The sequence below is a fragment of the Sneathia sp. DSM 16631 genome, from assembly GCF_014892235.1.
Classification (GTDB): domain Bacteria; phylum Fusobacteriota; class Fusobacteriia; order Fusobacteriales; family Leptotrichiaceae; genus Sneathia; species Sneathia vaginalis.
In genome coordinates this window covers 36,228-55,189 of record NZ_JADBHL010000003.1, presented here as the reverse complement: position 1 = coordinate 55,189, position 18,962 = coordinate 36,228, and the positions used below count along the sequence as shown (strand labels likewise).

At 26.2% G+C, this 18,962-nt stretch carries 17 protein-coding genes and 3 tRNA genes; 10 read left to right on the top strand and 10 right to left on the bottom strand.

Annotated elements, in window-relative coordinates; genetic code table 11:
- The first annotated feature begins 481 nt into the window (after positions 1-481).
- Genes IMK15_RS02500 through IMK15_RS02475 form a run of 6 tightly spaced genes read left to right on the top strand, consistent with a single transcriptional unit; the run spans position 482 to position 6,651 of the window.
- A complete protein-coding gene (locus IMK15_RS02500; RefSeq protein WP_192941764.1) occupies positions 482-2,563 on the top strand; it encodes a BglG family transcription antiterminator in 2,082 nt (693 codons plus the stop codon).
- A complete protein-coding gene (locus IMK15_RS02495) occupies positions 2,544-2,972 on the top strand; it encodes a PTS sugar transporter subunit IIA (protein ID WP_192941763.1) in 429 nt (142 codons plus the stop codon). The genes IMK15_RS02500 and IMK15_RS02495 overlap by 20 nt, the downstream gene beginning before the upstream one ends.
- Before the next feature lie 15 nt (positions 2,973-2,987).
- The gene (locus IMK15_RS02490; RefSeq protein WP_046328919.1) at positions 2,988-3,305 is read left to right on the top strand and encodes a PTS fructose transporter subunit IIB; all 318 of its coding nucleotides are present in this window, start codon (positions 2,988-2,990) and stop codon (positions 3,303-3,305) included.
- Positions 3,306-3,316: 11 nt separating this feature from the next.
- Complete coding sequence (locus IMK15_RS02485) at positions 3,317-4,510, top strand: PTS fructose transporter subunit IIC (protein WP_046328920.1); 1,194 nt, start codon at positions 3,317-3,319, stop codon at positions 4,508-4,510.
- Complete coding sequence (locus tag IMK15_RS02480) at positions 4,497-5,693, top strand: MalY/PatB family protein (protein WP_192941762.1); 1,197 nt, start codon at positions 4,497-4,499, stop codon at positions 5,691-5,693. Before IMK15_RS02485 ends, IMK15_RS02480 begins: the two co-directional genes overlap by 14 nt.
- Positions 5,668-6,651, top strand: coding sequence for a M20/M25/M40 family metallo-hydrolase (locus IMK15_RS02475; protein ID WP_192941761.1), 984 nt, complete (start codon positions 5,668-5,670; stop codon positions 6,649-6,651). Before IMK15_RS02480 ends, IMK15_RS02475 begins: the two co-directional genes overlap by 26 nt.
- Positions 6,652-6,969: 318 nt before the next feature.
- Here the strand turns inward: IMK15_RS02475 and IMK15_RS02470 are convergent, their stop codons facing one another.
- The 9 genes from IMK15_RS02470 to hpt all read right to left on the bottom strand — a co-directional run bounded on the left by IMK15_RS02470 (position 6,970) and on the right by hpt (position 16,579).
- Positions 6,970-8,976 (bottom strand): YadA family autotransporter adhesin, encoded by a 2,007-nt coding sequence (locus IMK15_RS02470; RefSeq protein ID WP_192941760.1) that lies wholly within the window; start codon positions 8,974-8,976, stop codon positions 6,970-6,972.
- A gap of 145 nt (positions 8,977-9,121) precedes the next feature.
- Positions 9,122-10,444, bottom strand: a complete 1,323-nt coding sequence (locus tag IMK15_RS02465) for a TonB-dependent receptor (protein ID WP_192941759.1) — start codon at positions 10,442-10,444, stop codon at positions 9,122-9,124.
- A 159-nt stretch (positions 10,445-10,603) separates the two neighbouring features.
- Positions 10,604-10,747 carry a hypothetical protein gene (locus IMK15_RS02460; RefSeq protein ID WP_192941758.1) on the bottom strand — a complete coding sequence of 48 codons (144 nt, stop codon included), beginning with the start codon at positions 10,745-10,747 and terminating at the stop codon, positions 10,604-10,606.
- A gap of 295 nt (positions 10,748-11,042) precedes the next feature.
- On the bottom strand, positions 11,043-11,816 hold the full coding sequence (locus tag IMK15_RS02455; protein ID WP_192941757.1) for a Nif3-like dinuclear metal center hexameric protein: 774 nt from the start codon (positions 11,814-11,816) through the stop codon (positions 11,043-11,045).
- The gene (locus IMK15_RS02450) at positions 11,813-12,670 is read right to left on the bottom strand and encodes a hypothetical protein (RefSeq protein WP_046328926.1); all 858 of its coding nucleotides are present in this window, start codon (positions 12,668-12,670) and stop codon (positions 11,813-11,815) included. The genes IMK15_RS02455 and IMK15_RS02450 overlap by 4 nt, the downstream gene beginning before the upstream one ends.
- Positions 12,667-13,119: a DUF2207 domain-containing protein gene (locus IMK15_RS02445; protein WP_192941756.1), complete on the bottom strand. Its 453-nt coding sequence runs from the start codon at positions 13,117-13,119 to the stop codon at positions 12,667-12,669. Before IMK15_RS02445 ends, IMK15_RS02450 begins: the two co-directional genes overlap by 4 nt.
- Positions 13,116-14,546: an adenylosuccinate lyase gene (gene purB / locus IMK15_RS02440; RefSeq protein WP_192941755.1), complete on the bottom strand. Its 1,431-nt coding sequence runs from the start codon at positions 14,544-14,546 to the stop codon at positions 13,116-13,118. The genes IMK15_RS02445 and purB overlap by 4 nt, the downstream gene beginning before the upstream one ends.
- A 2-nt stretch (positions 14,547-14,548) precedes the next feature.
- On the bottom strand, positions 14,549-15,829 hold the full coding sequence (locus tag IMK15_RS02435; RefSeq protein ID WP_046328929.1) for an adenylosuccinate synthase: 1,281 nt from the start codon (positions 15,827-15,829) through the stop codon (positions 14,549-14,551).
- A gap of 219 nt (positions 15,830-16,048) precedes the next feature.
- Entirely contained in the window at positions 16,049-16,579 is a 531-nt protein-coding gene (gene hpt / locus IMK15_RS02430) for a hypoxanthine phosphoribosyltransferase (protein WP_192941754.1), read from the bottom strand.
- A gap of 146 nt (positions 16,580-16,725) precedes the next feature.
- Between hpt and IMK15_RS02425 the strand changes: the two genes are divergently transcribed.
- The 4 genes from IMK15_RS02425 (at position 16,726) to IMK15_RS02410 (ending at position 18,104) form a co-directional block, all read left to right on the top strand.
- Positions 16,726-16,801: transfer RNA gene (locus tag IMK15_RS02425), tRNA-Val, on the top strand.
- 5 nt (positions 16,802-16,806) lie between these two features.
- Positions 16,807-16,883: transfer RNA gene (locus tag IMK15_RS02420), tRNA-Asp, on the top strand.
- Between the two features lie 3 nt (positions 16,884-16,886).
- Positions 16,887-16,962: transfer RNA gene (locus IMK15_RS02415), tRNA-Phe, on the top strand.
- A gap of 59 nt (positions 16,963-17,021) precedes the next feature.
- Positions 17,022-18,104, top strand: a complete 1,083-nt coding sequence (locus tag IMK15_RS02410; protein WP_192941753.1) for an MGDG synthase family glycosyltransferase — start codon at positions 17,022-17,024, stop codon at positions 18,102-18,104.
- A 28-nt stretch (positions 18,105-18,132) separates the two neighbouring features.
- On the opposite strand, the gene IMK15_RS02405 is transcribed toward IMK15_RS02410, so the two are convergent.
- The gene (locus IMK15_RS02405) at positions 18,133-18,954 is read right to left on the bottom strand and encodes a hypothetical protein (protein WP_192941752.1); all 822 of its coding nucleotides are present in this window, start codon (positions 18,952-18,954) and stop codon (positions 18,133-18,135) included.
- Positions 18,955-18,962: the final 8 nt, after the last annotated feature.

Here is an 18,962-nt window from a genome sequence, read left to right as displayed (position 1 = left end):
GATTGAATATAGTATCTGCTATTTCCTTTATTAATAACAAAGTCAACTTCTAACTGTATTCTACATTAAATCCTCTTCTTATTAAATCATTATATATAATATTTAAGCGGTGTGGAAAAGTATTTTGAACCTTTAATGTCATATCTTTTATCAGAATACAAAATATATGTTTCTTCAAATAGTATCTTTTGCCATCACTTATTTTACTTTTTATATATTCATTTTTTTAATAAATAATTCTTGTACAGTTCAAACAACAAATATGACTTACCACATCTTCTGATAACTGTAATGATTTTGCTCCTTACGAATAATTTATGTGAATTCCCACGTTTTTTATTCGTACATATTTTAACATAAAAAATATGTACAAGAAGAAAGATATGTATAATTCCTTTTATTTCATTAAATATTGAAAAAATTTAAATCTTGAATTATACCATTGTGCGATTATACTAATAATAATAAGGAGGACATATATATGCTAACTAAACGGAGTATTGATTTGATTTATGATATTTCCACAGAAAAATATACTCTCACTGAACTAGCTAATAAACATCATATATCTGATAGAATGTTAAGATATGATATAAATGAAATAAATGAAGTTTTTATTAAATATTTTAATGATAATATTATTGAAATAAAAAATTCAAATGTATATTTATTAATAGATCCTACAACATATAATAAATATATTTCTCAATTACCTATAGAAATTTATACTCTTACCTCAAATGAACGTGAATACTTAATTATTTTAGATATTTTATTATTTAACAATAAATTTAAGATTCAAGAAATATGTGATACATATTTAGTTAGTAAAAGTACTACAAGACAAATCATAAAAAATATTTCTTATATACTATCAAAATATAAATTAAAACTTTGCGTATCATCAAGCATAAATAAAGGTTATACACTTGTAGCAAATGAATTAGACATTAGAAAATTTTTGATTAATCATTTACAAGACAAACGTCAAATAACAGAAAATAATCCTTTTATGAAAAAATTAATTGAAAATAAAATAAACAAATTCTCTTATGTAACTACAATAAAACAAGCTAAAAATGAAATTTTAAATTTTTTAAAAGAATATGACCTAAACATTAATGATGAAGCTTTTATGATTGTTTCTTATTACTTATTTCTTGCTAAAAATAGAAATTATCAAGGTTTTTATATTAAAAATGAAAGTATAGATAATAGAACATTTTTATACAACACAAAAGAATATAATTGTGTTAAGCAAAAAATAAATAAAGTATATTTTAATGAAAATGATATTTTAGTTATAACTGATTTTTTAATAGGTCTGTATAATTTCAATAAAAACTATTCTTTCTTCGCAAATTGGGTTTTAACTGAACAACTAGTGTTTAATATTTTAAAAAAATTAAGTGATGAATTTAGCATAGATTTTACTAAAGATAAAATTTTAATAAATGAATTATTGCATCATATTAAACCTGCAATTTATAGAATGAAAAATAATTTAAAATTAAGTGAAAGTATTGTAGATCAAGTTATTAAAGAATATGGTGAAACTTATTTCAAAGTAAATAAAGCTTTAGAATATTTGAAAGATATTCTTAATATAGAATTAGATGCTGATGAAATATCCTTTATCACAATTATGATACAAAGATCTGTAAAAAGAAATTCGAAAATTAAAGTAAGTAATTATCCTAAAATACTAATAATTTGTGGATTTGGTTACTCAAGTTCAAAATTAATAGCAGAAAATTTAAATGAAAATTTTTATGTAAATATAGTGGATACTATTCCATATAATAAGCTACAAAATTATAAAAATATATCTAATATTGATTTAATAATAACAACAATAGATATTACACTAAATACTCATGATATTTTAAAAGTGAACACTATTTTCAATGAAGAAGATATAAACAAATTATCTGATTATGGACTTGTAAAAAGAAATATAAAAATTCCTGAAAAAGAATTATTAGAGTTTATTGAAAATAACAGAAATCTCTCTAAAGAAAATTTAAAAATAAAAATAAGAGAAAACTTTAAAAATTATATTTTAGAAGAAATTGATGAAAATAATTACAAAAAATTTTATGAATTTTTAAATAAAAATAATACTAGATTCCAATTAGATATTAATAGTTTAGATGAACTTTTAAATACAATCAATGAATTAATGTGTTCTAATGGATATACTACTCCAAAATATATTGATTCTCTAAAAATACAAATTAAAAAATATGGTTCATATATACAAATCGGCAAAAAAACAATTCTACCTCATGGAGAATTAAACGTTGATGTTTTAAAAACTGGGTTTGTTTTAATAACTTTAAAAAAACCAATAAATTTCTTTGGAGAAAAAATAAGTATAATTATTGCTCTAGCGTCTAAAAATGTTGAAGAACATAGACTTGCAGTTTTAGATATAAATAAATATTTGAAAAATAATGATTTTGAAACAAAATTAGAAAAAATAAAAAATTACATTGAATTAATTAAATTTTTAAAGTCATTATCTGTAGAAGGTGATTCTAATGAAAATAGTAGATATTAATAATATCTTATATAAAGAAAAATTAAAAACGAAAGAAAAGATTATAAAAAAAATGCTAGCTAAAGTTACTAATGATACATTAAAAGAAAAAAATCTTTTCAATGAAATTATTAAACGTGAAGAAATAGAAAATACTGTCATTGGCTTTAATTTCGCTATCCCACATTCGAAAACTGATTTTGTTGACAAACCTTATGTTATTTATGCACAATTAGAAAATGAAATTGAATGGGCTAAAAATGAAGAACTTGTAAAATATGTCATGCTAGTTCTAGTACCTAAAAAAAATTCTGATGTTCACATTGATATTTTAAAAGATATTTCAACAAAACTTATTAATGAGGACTTTAGAAAAAAATTAGAAAATGTAAAAAATATTTCAGAAATATATGAAGTATTAAATGTTTAAGGAGATGAATATATTATGGCAAAATTTGTTGCAATCTGTGCATGCCCTATGGGATTAGCACATACATTTATGGCAGCTGATTCTTTAAAAAAAGCTGCTGAAGAATTAGGAGTAGAAATTAAAATAGAAACTCAAGGTGCTGATGGCATAAAAAATGAATTAACAAAAAAAGACATTAAAGAAGCTGATGCTGTTATACATGCAATTGCTATCACACCTCAAGGTATTGAAAGATTTGATGATGTTGATGTTTATGAAATATCATTGAAAGAAGCTATTAGAGAAGGAAAACAAGTTCTTCAAGAAATAATGGAAGAATTAAATTTAAAATAGGAGGATAGTTTATGGCTATAAGAAGAAGAGGACATGAAGTCTCAGGATTTCAAAGTTTTTACAAACATATTATGACAGGTATATCATATATGATACCTATTCTAATTATGGGTGGATTAATTGGAGCATTTTCACAAGTAATTCCATATGTAATTTTTAAATTAAGTCCATCAGTATCAATTTTAGATGCTATAAATTCTGGTAATTTTACAGGTATGAATCTACAATTATTAAAATTAGCTTCACTTATGGAAAGCTTTGGATTTACATTATTTTCATTTGCTATACCTATGTTTGCAGCATTTGTTGCAAATTCAATAGGTGGTAAGACTGCATTAGCTGCAGGATTTATAGGTGGATATATTGCAAATAAACCTATATCTGTTATAAAACTAGTTGATGGTGTTTTTGATAAAGTATCACCTGTTCCAAGTGGTTTCTTAGGAGCTATATTAATCGCTATATTTGTCGGATATACTGTTAAATGGCTAAATAAACATATTAAATTACCTGAAAATTGGTTAGCATTTAAAACTACATTTTTAATACCATTATTATCAGCTGTATTATGCATGATAGCTATGATTTTCGTAGTAACACCAGTAGGTGGATGGATAAATATCCAAATTAGAAATATTCTAGAATTAGCTGGTAAACAAGGTGAATATGTTTATGCATTAATATTATCAGCAGCAACTGCTTTTGATTTAGGAGGACCTGTTAATAAAGCAGCAGGATTTGTTGCATTAGGATTTACAACTGAAAAAATATTACCTTTAACAGCAAGAAATATTGCTATAGTAATACCTTCTATTGGTCTTGGATTATCAACTATGATAGATAGATTATTAGTCGGTAGAAGAGTATACAATAAAGAATTCTATGATGCTGGTAAAACTTCTATGTTCTTAGCATTTATGGGTATAAGTGAAGGAGCTATTCCTTTTGCATTGGAAAATCCTATGTTTGTTATCCCACTATATGTAATATCTGCAATAATAGGATCATTAACTGCAATTTTACTTGGTGCTGTACAATGGTTCCCTGAATCAGCAATATGGGCATGGCCATTAGTAGAAGGTTTACCTCAATATATACTTGGTATTTTAGTAGGTTCAGTTATAATTGCTATTGTAAATGTATTCTATAGAAACTATCAAATTAAAAATGGAAAAATACAAGTAGATGACGATGATGAAATATAATTTTGATGAAATTGTTAATACAAATAATGATATAAGAAGAAAATGGAATAAGGATATAATTAGAAATGTTTTTAATATAGAACCTACTAAAAATTTTGTACCTTTATGGATAGCTGATATGGATTTTAAAATGCCTGAAAATCTAAAAAACGAAATAATAAAGTTTATTTCAGAATCAAATATGGGTTACACTTTTCTTACCGATGACTTCTTTAATTGTATAATAAATTGGTATAATAAAAGGAAAAATATTGTATTAAAAAAAGAATGGATAAATATTACATATGGTACTGTTGGAGCATTACATATATTAAATCAAGTATTTCTGAATGAAAATGATTGTTCACTTATACTTACACCAGTATATGAACCATTTAAAAATGCAGCAACAGATAATAACAAAAATATTGTAACATCTAAATTAATTATAAAAGAAAATCGATATTATATAAATTTTTTAGATGTAGAAAATAAAATCAAAAAATTTCATCCAAAATTATTTATCCTATGTAATCCACATAATCCATCTGGAAGAATATGGAACTTAAATGAATTAAATAAAATTGCTAAATTATGTTATGAAAATGATGTTATACTTGTTTCTGATGAAGTCCATTCTGAAATGATTCATATTGGAAAATATTATAGTTCTTTAAATATTGATAATAAATATATTAATAATTTAATTGTTTTGAGTTCACCTAATAAAGCATTTAATCTTGGTGGACTTAAAACATCATATTCTATCATACCTAATAAACTACTAAGAGAAAAATTTAAATGTGGAATGAAAAAAAATTCTGTAACATCTCCTAATATAATAGGTTTAATTTGTTTAGTTACAGCATATAATAAATGTGAAGATTGGTTAGATGAATTAACAAAATATATTTATGAAAATTATAAACTTTTTTCATCTAATTTAGAAAAAATAGGGCTATCTTATCAAAAAATGGAATCATCATATCTAATATGGGTGAATTTAGAAAATACAAAAAAAGATGGAAAATGGTGGACAACTAAACTTAAAGAAAAAGGAATATTAGTTGAAACTGGTTATGATTTTATTGAAAATGGAGAAAATTTTATAAGAATAAATTTAGGTATCCCAAGAAAATATCTATTTAAAGTACTAGAAATAATGAAAGAAGAATGTTATGAACTTACTAGAAACTCTAAGTAATTTAGATGCTGTTGCTTCTAATGAAGATGAAATTAAAAACTTTTTAAAAACTGAATTGTCACAATATGCAGACGAAATTCTGTATGATAATCTAGGATCAATAATATTTAAAATTGGAAATAATGATAATTTTAAAATTATGCTTGATGCTCATATAGACGAAGTAGGTTTTATTGTAAAAAATATATTAGATAATGGAAAAATATTATTAAAAGAATTAGGAAATGTTAATGATTATGCAAAATTTAACATTAGAGGTAGAATAACTACTACTTCTGGAAATAAAGTATACGGAATAATTAATGGAGGCTCTAATGACTTACATTTTGATTTAGGAATAACTAATAAGACTGATATTGAAAAATTAGGAATAGAAGTAGGTAATATGGTTTGTTTTGCTACTGAATTTAAAGATTATAAAATAAATAATATCGTTGAAGGTAAAGCATTAGATAATCGTGTTGGATGTTATATTTTGGCACAAACTATAAAAAAATTAAAAAATAAAAATCTAAATTCAAGTATATATTTTGCATTTTCATCAAGTGAAGAAGTTGGATTAAGAGGTGGAAAAACTGCAGCTAGTTTAATAAATCCAAATATTGCTTTTGTAATTGATGTAGTTAGTGCAAAAAATGTATTTGATAATAGTGGTTTAAATACTCGAAAAAATGGAAATGGTTTTTTAATAGAAGTTTACGATAAAACTTTTGTCCCATCTAAAAAAATGATTAATCTAGTTAAAAATATTGCTATAAAGAAAAATATTAAATACCAACTTGATACTATGAATGGAGGTGGAACTAATGCTGGAGAAATACATAAATTAGGAAAAGGTATTCCAAGTCTAGTAACTGCTATTTCTCTTAGATATTGCCACGGATCTCATAGTATGGTAAATATGAATGATGTAAATGATTTAATAAATGTATATGTTCAGTTATTACAAGAAATATAAAAAAAGGGAGTGTGTAATAAAGTGTGTAAATTATAAAAATAATTTATGCACTTTATTTTTATTTAAAAACAATATATATCAATAGAAATAAATTGAAAGAAAATGAATTAATTTGTTATGTTAGTAAGAAAAAATAAATGTAGTGAAGCAAGTAAAGCAATAAGCAAAGGCTATTGCCTAAAAGTGATAAAGAGATGCAAGATGCTCTTTATGAGAAATATTAAAAATAGTGAGACCTATAATGCTTCTCATAGATTTTGAATACATTATATATTTAGTCTCACTAAAATAAAATTTACATAACTTGCTTGTCAAATTCTAATTTTTTTTAATTAATTTTCTTAATTCTTTCATTTCATTTTCTAATTCTTTAATTTTTTCGTTTTGTTCTTTACTTTCTTTCATATACTCTAGAATTTTCTTTCCCATTCTTTTTATAACATCATCTTTTGTACTACTTACTACTGTCATACCAAAGCCTAGTCCTACTCCTACATTTCCTCGCATATTTGTTGATACTCCCAACTTATATGAAAATCTTTCTGTATTTCCACTGATTCCTACTGCTAATGCGTGTTCTCCACCATATGTTCCATATGCCCCTGTTATATTCAACAATCCTTCTCTTGGTTGTGTCATACTTGACATAGCTATTGCATTTGCTACTCCACCTAGGGCTAAGTTTGATTTTGCATTAATACCTTCTAGTTTTTTATCTACTTCTGCTTTGTTATAGTAATTTTCAGCTGAAAAAGAATTAGCCGCAACATAGTCTTTTAATTGTTTTACATTTACTGCATCTGTATCAGCTGTTCCTTTTGCAACAAATTTTAATTGTCTTTGTGTATTCTCATTACCAATTGATACTGCATCTTCTATTGCTTCAGAGCCATTACCTATTACTACTGCGTTATTTTTTTTATTAATTTTAACTTCATTCCCTAATACAATATTATTTTCACCATATATTTCATTATTATTACCATGTAATATATTATTATTTCCAACAGTAATATTTTCAACTCCAAATACTTGATTTTTATCTCCTTTAGTATAGTTTTTTTCACCTATAGAATTAGAACCATTACCAAAAGTTGCACTATTAGAACCAATTGTTACAGAGTCAACACCCATTGTTAAAGCATTAGTACCTATAGCATAAGATCTAATCCCTATTGCATATGAAGAAGTTCCATATGCTAAATTATCTTCTCCTTTATATTCAATACTTTTTAAAAGTCCCTTCAATTCATCATTAAATTTTTCTTTCCATTCTGTAAAATATGCTGTTCTTTCTTTAAATTTATTTAACAAATTTTCTTTATTTTCTACTTCTTTCTTTAACTCGTCACGTGTTTTTTTTACTTCGTAGTGTGACACTTTATTCCTAAAAGCAATTTTGTATAACTCTTCACTACAATTATCCATCTTATCAATTTCAAATTCTTTATGAGCTTCCAAAAAACTTTGTATTAAAGGCAATCTATATGTTTTTATTTTTGCCTTTATATCCTTAACATTTTCATTTATTATATTATTGTCTTGTGGTTTACCATAATATGGACTAATGTCATATACATTACCTGACATAGGCTCTTTTAATTTATAACTAATACAATCTGATAAATATTTTTTCAAATTTTTTTCATCATCTAATTTCAAATAATCCCAAACAACTTGATCATTAATAAATCCTTTTATTTTAGCCTTACTTAAATTAGAATTTCTATTATCATCAGCTTCATCTTTAAATGTAATATTTTCTATTTTTTCACCAACTAATCCTTTTTTATCTATTAAATAATCAGCTATTTTTCTCAAAGTAGCTCTATATGTTCCAATTTGTGTAATAAGATTAAAATTATTTTCATAAGTTTTTAATATTATCGTATTAGCAACTTTTATAAATCTATCTCTATCATCTGTAACTTGTTTTAATTGCATTTCTACTTTTTGTTTATCTTCAAAAAAATTATTTATTATTTTCATTTGACTTTCTATATAATTTATTCTTTTTAATTTTTCTATATATTGTTTTTTTATACCATTAACTCTATTATCTATATCTGCTTTTGTTTTTTGTATTTCATTTTCTATTTTACTCTTATCAGTTAAATTTGGATCATAATATTCAAAATAATTATCTAAAGAATTAGAATTTGTTCCAATTGCTATACTATTTTTTGTTAAACTTATACCATCACTACCTTTAACATAAGAATTTTCACCTATTTCAAACTCTTTTGGTTCATTCTCAGATAAAGTAATACTACCAGTAATTACAAATAAAATTATTATTAATATTTGTCTTGTATTTTTATTCATTTCTACCTCTCCCTATCCCATTATATACCCCCCCCCGAAATTTTGTCAAGTTTTATTATCCAAATGTTAACTTTTTTTCATCAAAAAAAAACCCTAGCTACTATACTAGGGATTAAAAACAATTATATATCAAACGTGTTGATAACTATTTCCATTCATATTTTAAGTTTAAACTTGTTTTAATTTGAGTATCTGTATACTTAAATTCTTTTCCAACTGTCTTAAATTTAACTGGAGTTTCAACACTTCCTGTTAATGTTAATGTGTCAGTCGGTTTGTATTCAGCTGATACTTTTGGTGTTAATGTTAATTCTGTACCTGTTAATGTTCCTTGTAATGTATTCAATGTAAGGTGAGCTGTTGCTTCTGGTGTTACATTAAATTTTTCATTTACATCATATTTGTATTTTGCATTTACATCAAAATCAAATTTACCATGGTGAGCCATTCCTACTCCATTTAATAGTAGAGAAGCTCCTTGTAATTTAGATTTACCTGTTAATGTTAATTTATCGTTTAACATCTTGTATTCAGCTTCTAAGTTTACACCATATGTTACTATATCAGAACGTAATACATAAGTTTCAAATAGGTTGTAGTGCCCTAAGAATGGATTAACAGTTAATTTTAATCCTTCAACACCTGTATATATCGCTTTGAAGTCATATGTATCTGAGTAATTGTATGCTCCTATTGTATCTTTAAAGTCACCATCATCTAATTTTGCAACCTTATTTACATTTACCTTAAAGTCAAATGCTCCTTCTAGTCTTAATTTTTCTACACCTTCATAAGCTGCACCTAAGTGACCTGAAACGTAGTCTACTCTTTCTCCAGGTTTTACAACATTTTTAGCATAGTTATGTTTGATTTCAAGATTTGATTCTACATCTCTTAATCCTTTAACATATACATCTTTATCTTTTTCACTTTCAACAAAGATTTTGTGAGTTGATTTAACATATCTACCATAATCAGCAGCAGTTGCTTCAACAAATTTATCATTTTCATATGCATATGTTTTGTTACTAAATGGGAAGTTAGTCTTAGAATTAAATCCAAATGTTAACATATCATGTTTGTAGCTTATTTGTCCTTCTAATTCTGCACTACCTTTATCTACGTTTTTTGGAGTAACATTCTCAAGAGTTGCATCATTTCTAGCTTTATCTTTAGCTTTTTGTACAGCTTCATAAGCATCACTAACTCTCTTTTTAGCGTCTACCATATTATTTATACCATTTATTTTATCAAACGTAGCTTTAAGTGATTCTGCAGATGCTGTTTTACTTCTCTTTAAAATGTTTACATATACTCCTGTTAGATTTTTTTCTGAAATTACTTTGTTTATTTCATTTCTTAATTTTTCTGTAGTTTCTTTTCTTGCTTCATCCACTCTTTTGTTTACATCAACGTGTTCTTCTAATATTCCCACAAACTTAGGACTAACACTTGCCTTAACATACATATTAAGTCCTTCAGTTAATTCAGGTAATTCATATTTAGCCCATATGCTTGAGTGGTTTAATAGGTTTGGTTTTGTGATTTTACCTAATTCTAAGTCTTTTGCTACAAAGTCTCCACCAAAGCTAAATCCTGTTCCATTTACTTTAACTTCTGTTTTAACTCATGTTTTCTTTGCTACAAATCTTGGCTTTTCACCTTTTACAAATGTAGCTTCATTTTCGTTGTATGCTTCAACTGATCCAGTTGTTGCTGCAAATGTAGTTACTAAAGCTATTAAGCTTGCTAATAGTAATGTCTTTTTCATAATTTTTCTACTTTTTAATATAATATATTTATAGTAGTCAAGATATTTTACATTAAATTAGAGGTAATAAGAATAAAGGTTTAATTAATTTCTTACTTATTTTTTAACCACATTAATTTTAATATGTGTCGAGGTTTTTGTATAATGACATTCTTTTATGTACTACTTTTTTAACCTTTTGTGTTTTTTTAATATTTTTCTTTAAAAATACAATAATATACTCTGACTAATATAAATTTAAAAATATTTTTATGAAAAAAATGATGGAATTTTATCTTCCATCATTAATATATTATTAATAAATATATACTGGATTGTTGTGAAACTCAACAATTTGTATATTTGTAGTTTCTTTTAAATAGTTTGATAACAGGTCTACTGCATGAACTTCACTTTCAAGATGCCCAAAGTCTATTATACTAACACCTTGTTCTAATGCATCTTGTGCTTCATGATATTTAACATCTGCTGTAATGAATAAGTCTACCTTATCTTTTACCTCATTAAAAAAGTCCATACCTGATCCTGTTACAAGAGCAAAACTCTTTATATCTTTTTTTGTATAATACTCATCATATATTACTCTAAGTTGAGAAATATTCAACTTTTCTTTTACAACTTCTACCATTTCTTCAATAGTCATCTTTTTAGTTAGATTAAAATATCGAAGTGGTCTATTTTTAGTTTCATCCTCATACATTCTTTTTGCATCTAAATCTAGTAATTTAAACACATAATCATTTAATCCACCTGTTGCAGAATCAAGGTTAGTATGCATAGCATATACAGCTATATCATTTTTTAAAAGACGCATAATTCTTGAGCCTATCATGTCATCTTTTGTAATTTTCTTTAAAGATTTAAATATTAATGGGTGATGTGATATTATCACATCAACTCTTTCTTGTATAGCCTTATCAATAGCTTTAGAATTAACTTCTAGGGCTATTAAAACCTTTTTTACTTCTTTATCTTTGTCGCCTAATAGTAGACCAACATTATCCCATGATTCACAAATATTTTCTGGAAATTTCTCATTCAACTTATCTATCAATTCAGTTAATTTCACGCTTCCTCCGTTTCACTAACCTTTTTTAATATATCATTTAGCATTTCATCATACTTTTTATCCTCTATTTTCAATGCTTTGCATATATCATCTTTAGTATTCTTTTTATCTTCTAAATTTAAATACTTAATTAAAAGATTTTCTTCAAAATAGTTGAACATGAATATTTGTCTATTACTATTAAATTCATCAGTAACTTTTTCTGTATATGAGTATACATCTCCTAAATCTTCTATTTCTATACCCCTATACATTTGATCTAGATTTTCAAAGTATTCTTTCTTTAGACCCATACCTTTCAATACACTATTTAATTCTTCATTCTTTTCTAGTCTATCTCTAACTTTTAAGTAGACTAGTATTGATATCTTAGTAGAAAATTCTTCATTTTCCTTCTTTATTTGTAGCATAAGTTGCTTAATAGCACAATAAACATCAAAAATTTCACTTATCTTTTTTTCATCATACTTCTTAGATAATTTAGGATAGAAATTTTTTAAAAATTGTAAGGTTATTAAATTTGTTTCATTTATTAATTCAATCAATGAAAAGTGTGCCTTAATATTTTTAATAGCTTGTATTACACCTCTATCTATTAAGTTACTAAATACCTTATCCTTTATTCCTTCCTTATTTTCACCTTTTCGTATACTTTCTAGGTAAAACTTAGTTGTATCACTAATTTCTGATGTAGCATCTTTTTTATCATATGATTCTCTAACTTGTGCTATGTTATTATCAACAATATACGTAGAAAGAAGTAAAGCCTTAATATCATCTAAAATTAAAGTCTTTAACTCTAAATTTAAATCTATACTCTTACTTTTTTCTATTTTTTTCAATAATTCATTCATTTTTTCAAGCCCTCAACAAATTTTTCAACATCTTTTTCTACATATTTCTTATACTCTTCTTTGGTCTTTTTTTCTAAGCTCTTTTTAAATGCAACACTTCTAACTATGCAGAATAAGCTTGCAAACCCTATTATACACATTAAAAGGACATTAGAATTAGGTTTAAATCCAAAAGCGACTATGCATGTAATTACTAGCATATATATAGCAAAAAAGATTACTTCTCTAAAGAATATTCTTTGTGCTCTTTTAACGTATTGTTTATAGCTTTCTTTTACTACTTTATTTAATTCATCTTGGTCATATTCTTTTAAAACTTCTTTGTAGTCTTCCTTCTTGTCTTCTATATACTCCCTTATTTTATCAAAAACATATTCAGCTTGTACCAAATTATCTGAACTTTCTTTTAAGATATCTAATAATTTACGTATATTTTCTTTAACTGTCATAGAGTCACTTCCTCGTCTTCTATATCTAGATACTCTTTATTCTTATCTAAAATTTTTCTAACTTTTTCTAGATACTCTTTTGTTTGTTTAACAGAAAATCCTATATATTTACTAGGTATTAATATATTATCTAATTCTTCCTTAGTTAATTTTAATCTACCATCAGAAACTATTCTATCAATTAAATGATTATCATTTCCATGAATTTTAATACTCTTAACTTCTTCCATAGATAATTCTCTAATTATTTCATGTACTTCTTGTCTATCCATACCTTTTTTTACAGCATCCATTATTATATTCTCTGTTGCCATAAATGGTAATTCTCTAATTACATTCTTTTTTATCATTTCTTCATAGACTACAACACCATTTAATATGTCTTCTATTATCACCAATATTGCATCTACTGCTAAAAAACTTTGTGGATATGAAAGTCTCTTGTTTGCTGAATCATCTAAAGTTCTTTCAAACCATTGTGTCATATGTACTAAATGCCCATTTAATTCTTGACTTATTACAAACTTAGCTAATGAAGACACTCTCTCACATCTCATAGGATTTCTCTTGTATGCCATAGCTGAAGACCCTATTTGGTTTTTACCAAAAGGTTCTTCTATTTCTTTTTCATGTTGCAACATTCTAAAATCATTAGTAAATTTATGTGCAGAACTTGCAAGTGATGCTAGTGTTTGTAATATATATGTATCTTGTTTTCTATCGTATGTTTGCCCACTTACTTCTTGTTTTTTACTAAATCCCATTTTTTGAGTAACTAATTCATCAAGTTTTTTAAATTTTTCATAGTCATCTCCAAATAGTTCTTTAAAGCTAGCACCAGTCCCTGTAGTACCTTTTACACCTCTAAATTCCAAGTTTTCTATTCTTCTATCAATTTCATCTAGGTCATACATAAATGACTTTAACCACAGTGTAGCTCTTTTACCCACTGTACTTAACTGTGCTGCTTGATAGTGTGTGTATGATAAGCAAGGTAAATCCTTATATTTATCAGAAAATTTAACTAAATTTTGTATTACAGCTAGCAGTCTCTTTTTTACCAATATTAGTGCTTGTCTTATTTGTATCAAATCTGTATTATCACCAACATATGCACTTGTAACTCCTAGATGTATTATCCCTCTAGCTTTTGGACACACATCTCCAAATGTATATACATGAGCCATGACATCATGACGTAATTTTTTCTCATATTCTCTAGCTACATCAAAGTCAATATTTGATATATTATCTTTCATTTCTTTTAATTGTTCATCTGTAATATTTGATAAACCTAATTGCTTTTGTGATTCTGCTAGTGTATACCACAATTTTCTCCAAGTTGTAAATTTATTATCACTAGAAAATATATACTGCATTTTCTTACTTGCATATCTAGTACATAATGGATTTTCATATCTATTCATACTTAAAACTCACTTCTATATATATTTTGTGTTCTTTCAGGCCCTACTGATACTAATGATACCTTAACACCTAAATGATTTTCTATAAACTCAATATATTTTCTACAATTTTCAGGTAATTCGCTGTATTCTTTGATATTAGTAATATCTTCAGTCCATCCTTTAAATGTCTTGTATATTACTTTAAATTTCTTAGATTGTCTTAAGCTACTAGGATAACTGTCATATACCTTACCATCTATTTCGTAACCTACAGCAACTTTAATTTCTTCTAATCCTGTTAATACATCTATTTTTGTTAATACTATATCAGTTAAACCATTTATCATAGTTGCATATTTACCCATAACAAGATCTAACCAACCACATCTTCTTGGTCTACCTGTTGTAGCTCCGTATTCATATCCTTTTTTTCTAATTAATTCTCCTAAATCATCTAATAGTTCAGTAGGATATACACCTTCACCTACTCTTGTTGTGTATGCTTTCATTACACCTAATATTCTATCTATTTTCTTAGGACCTACACCTGTACCTGTACATACTCCACCTGCTGTTGGTGATGAAGCTGTTACATATGGATATGTTCCAAAGTCTATATCCAACATTAAGGCTTGTGCACCTTCAAATAGAACTCTTTCACCTTTTTCTATTGCATTATTTAATACGCTAACGCAGTCAACAACCCTATTAGAAATCTTTTCTGCTAACTTCATATATTCATTATACATTGTGTCAAAATCAAAAGTTTCTTTGCCGTATCTTGTTAAAATGTCATTCTTTTCTTTTAAGTTCCATAAAAGTTTGTCTTTAAATCTATCTTTATCTAAAAGATCTCCTATTCTTATACCATTTCTTGCAATTTTATCGTTATAGCAAGGACCTATACCTCTTTGTGTAGTCCCAATCTTGTTTTCCCCTAAAGCTTCTTCTTTAGCTTTATCAATTGCAATATGATAAGGGAATATTATATGTGCTCTTTCATCGATGTATAAATTAGATAAGTCATATCCTCTTTTTTCTAATTCTTCCATTTCTTCTAGTAAGACCTTAATATCTACTACTACTCCAGCACCTATAATGCACTTACCTTTTGAACTAATTATACCTGATGGTAATAGGTGTAATACAAATTTATCTTTTCCTACTACTACAGTATGCCCTGCATTATTCCCACCTTGAAATCTAACAACATAATCTGCTGTTGGTGCTAAAACGTCAATAATCTTACCTTTACCTTCGTCACCAAATTGTGTTCCAACTACTACAAATGTTTTATCCATTATTCTTCCTCCTGTACAACTCCAAAATTTAGCCCTTTTATATTATTTAATTTGCTCTATTTTTCCATACATATATTACACTATTATTCATAAAAAAGTAAATAGTTTGTGTATAAAAAATAGTTACTAGGCAAGTAACTATTTATACTGTTTTTTTTCTTGAAACGAATTTCCTTTACAACAATTTTATATCATATTTTAAATTATTGTTCAACTAACTTATTCTTTATCTTGCACAACTTCTCCTAAATAAGGTAATGTTCTATATTGTTGTGCATAATCTATACCATATCCTACAATAAATACGTCTGGTATTGTAAACCCTATGTAATCTACCTTAACATCATGTATTCTTCTTGAAGGTTTGTCTAATAGAGTACAAATTTTAAGGGTTTTGGGATTTCTCTGTAATAGAAATTCCTTTATTTTGTATAATGTTGTACCTGTGTCTATTATATCTTCTATAATCAATACATTTTTACCACAAATATCTTCATCTAAATCTTTTTTTATGTTGATATTTCCACTAGTATTCATTTCATTACCATAGCTAGAAACGCACATAAAATCTATACGACATTTACTTGTAATTTTTCTTGAAATGTCAGCTAAAAATAGGGCTGATCCTCTTAATAACGCTACTAAAATTACCTCTTCATCTTTGAAGTCTTCTGAAATTTGTTTTCCTAATTCTTCAATTCTTTTTGCGATTTTTTCTTCGCTTATCAGTTCTTCAATATGATGTTTCAAATTAATCCCTCCATAATAATTGTTTCGTAAAAATGCTTTTTACTTTTTATTTTACCACTTATATGATTTTTTCGCAAATTATTCCCCACAAAATATTTTTTTGTTGACAATAGGTTTTTTTTATTGTACACTATGCTAGTAAGTGTGGTCGCATAGCTCAGTTGGGAGAGCACCTGCCTTACAAGCAGGGGGTCATTGGTTCGAGCCCAATTGTGACCACCATACGTGGAGGTGTAGCTCAGTTGGTTAGAGTGCTTGCCTGTCACGCAAGATGTCGCGAGTTCAAGTCTCGTCACTTCCGCCATTTGCCCAGATAGCTCAGTCGGTAGAGCAAGGGACTGAAAATCCCTGTGTCCGTGGTTCGATTCCGCGTTTGGGCACCATAACTCTTTAAATACTTTGAGCTATAGTTTAAAGTATTTTTTTAAATTCAGGAGATTTTATGAAGTATTTAATTTTAACCGCTGCAACAGGTGGTGGTCATATTCAAGCTGCTAACAACTTGAAAAAAGAAATAGAAAAAGATGGAGATACTTGTATTGTTTATGGGCTTTTTTCAAAATCTAAATTTAAGATTGTTGAAAAAGGTTATGATTTTTTATTAAATTCTAACCTATTAAAAGCATATAGCCTATTATACAAAATATCTGACATCGACTTTGTTAATCAATTCATTTTAAAGAATACCTTTATACACTACGAATTGAATCTAAAAAAAATTTTGGAACAAGAAAAACCAGATGTAATAATCTCAACACATCCATTTGGTGTTCCGATTTATTCACAATTAAAAACACTATTTCATTTTAAAATACCATACATACAGATAATTACAGACTTTAAAGCTCACTCTACTTATATAGACAAAAAAGTAGATGCATATATCACTGGTAGTGATTATACAAAAGAAACTTTAATAAACAAAGGTATTGATAAAGACAAAATATTTGTATTTGGTATACCAGTAAAAGAAGAATTTAGAAATACTACTTCTAAAAAAGATGATAATAGCTTTAATATATTAATTATGGGTGGATCTTTAGGTCTTAAAAAAATGGAAAATGTTGTTGATACATTGATGCATTCTAATTTGGATATAACATTAGATGTGGTTTGTGGTAAAAACATTAAATTGCAAAAAAGAATAACTAAGATTTTAACTAAGGATATTATCGAAGGAAAAGCTAATGTATATGGATTTACTGATAAGGTTAGTGAAATTATGGATAGATCTAAATTGATCATTACAAAGCCTGGTGGTCTAACTTCTAGTGAAGCGATTAATAAGCATATACCTATGCTAATACCATTTTACATACCTGGTCAAGAAGAAGAAAATACAAGCTTCCTTGTTGAATCAAATATGGCACTAGAAATACGTAATATTAACTATATACCTGAATATGTTAAATTTTTAAAGGATAATAAGGAATATTATGAAAAGATGGTAGATAATATGAAAAAATTATCTAAATGCTATTCGGTTAGTAAGATTATTGAACTTGCAAAGAGTTTAAAAAAATAGCTAGTAGAATTAACTACTAGCTCTTTTTTTATGCTAACATAATGAATAAATTAAATGTCTTTAGTATTGAATAAAAGTCAACAACTGCTTCTTTATTTCCTTCTAGTAAATCTACAAAAATATCTCTTATCTTATCTGTAAAATCTTTTACTGTCTTGATATCAGAAGCTTTTATTACATTCTTTTTAACATTATTACCCTTTAAGTATTTGAAGATATAGTCACATTGTTCTTTTGATAATTCTATTTCTTCTATATTCATACAATAAAAATCAAATGCAACCTTAGTTAAAACTTTATCGCTTTCTGTAACTGTTAAGACTTCTGTAAATTCTCCTCTTTTCCCAAATTCTCTATTAATTAAATTTAAATTTCTAATACATGCGTCCACTAGTCTTACTAAACCATCTATACAGTATGCATGTATATTTATCTTACCACGATTTTCTTTTCTAATATTAGAAATTTTTTCTAAAACTTTATCAATCTTATTTTTAGTTAATAATTCTAATACTTCTTTTTCTTCTTTAGTATCAGCCTTTATATCTTCTAACTTTCTGGTATTTTGTAAAAATTGAATTACACTACTGTCAAATTCTAAATAAAATCTTCCCTTTACTTCTTTGACTTCCTTTTTAGAATTTAGCTTACTTTCTATCTTAGAATCAATATATTCAGCTAATTTTCCTTCTTTATTTCTAATATCTTCACAAAATACTTTTAAGTCTTCTAAAGTCTTTATATTATTAATCTTTTCTTCATATTTTTTGTTAATATTGTTCTTATTGATAAAGTTGATTATACCTTTTTTTGTCATAGGATGTAACTTATTTTTCAAATTATCTGACATAGCTTATT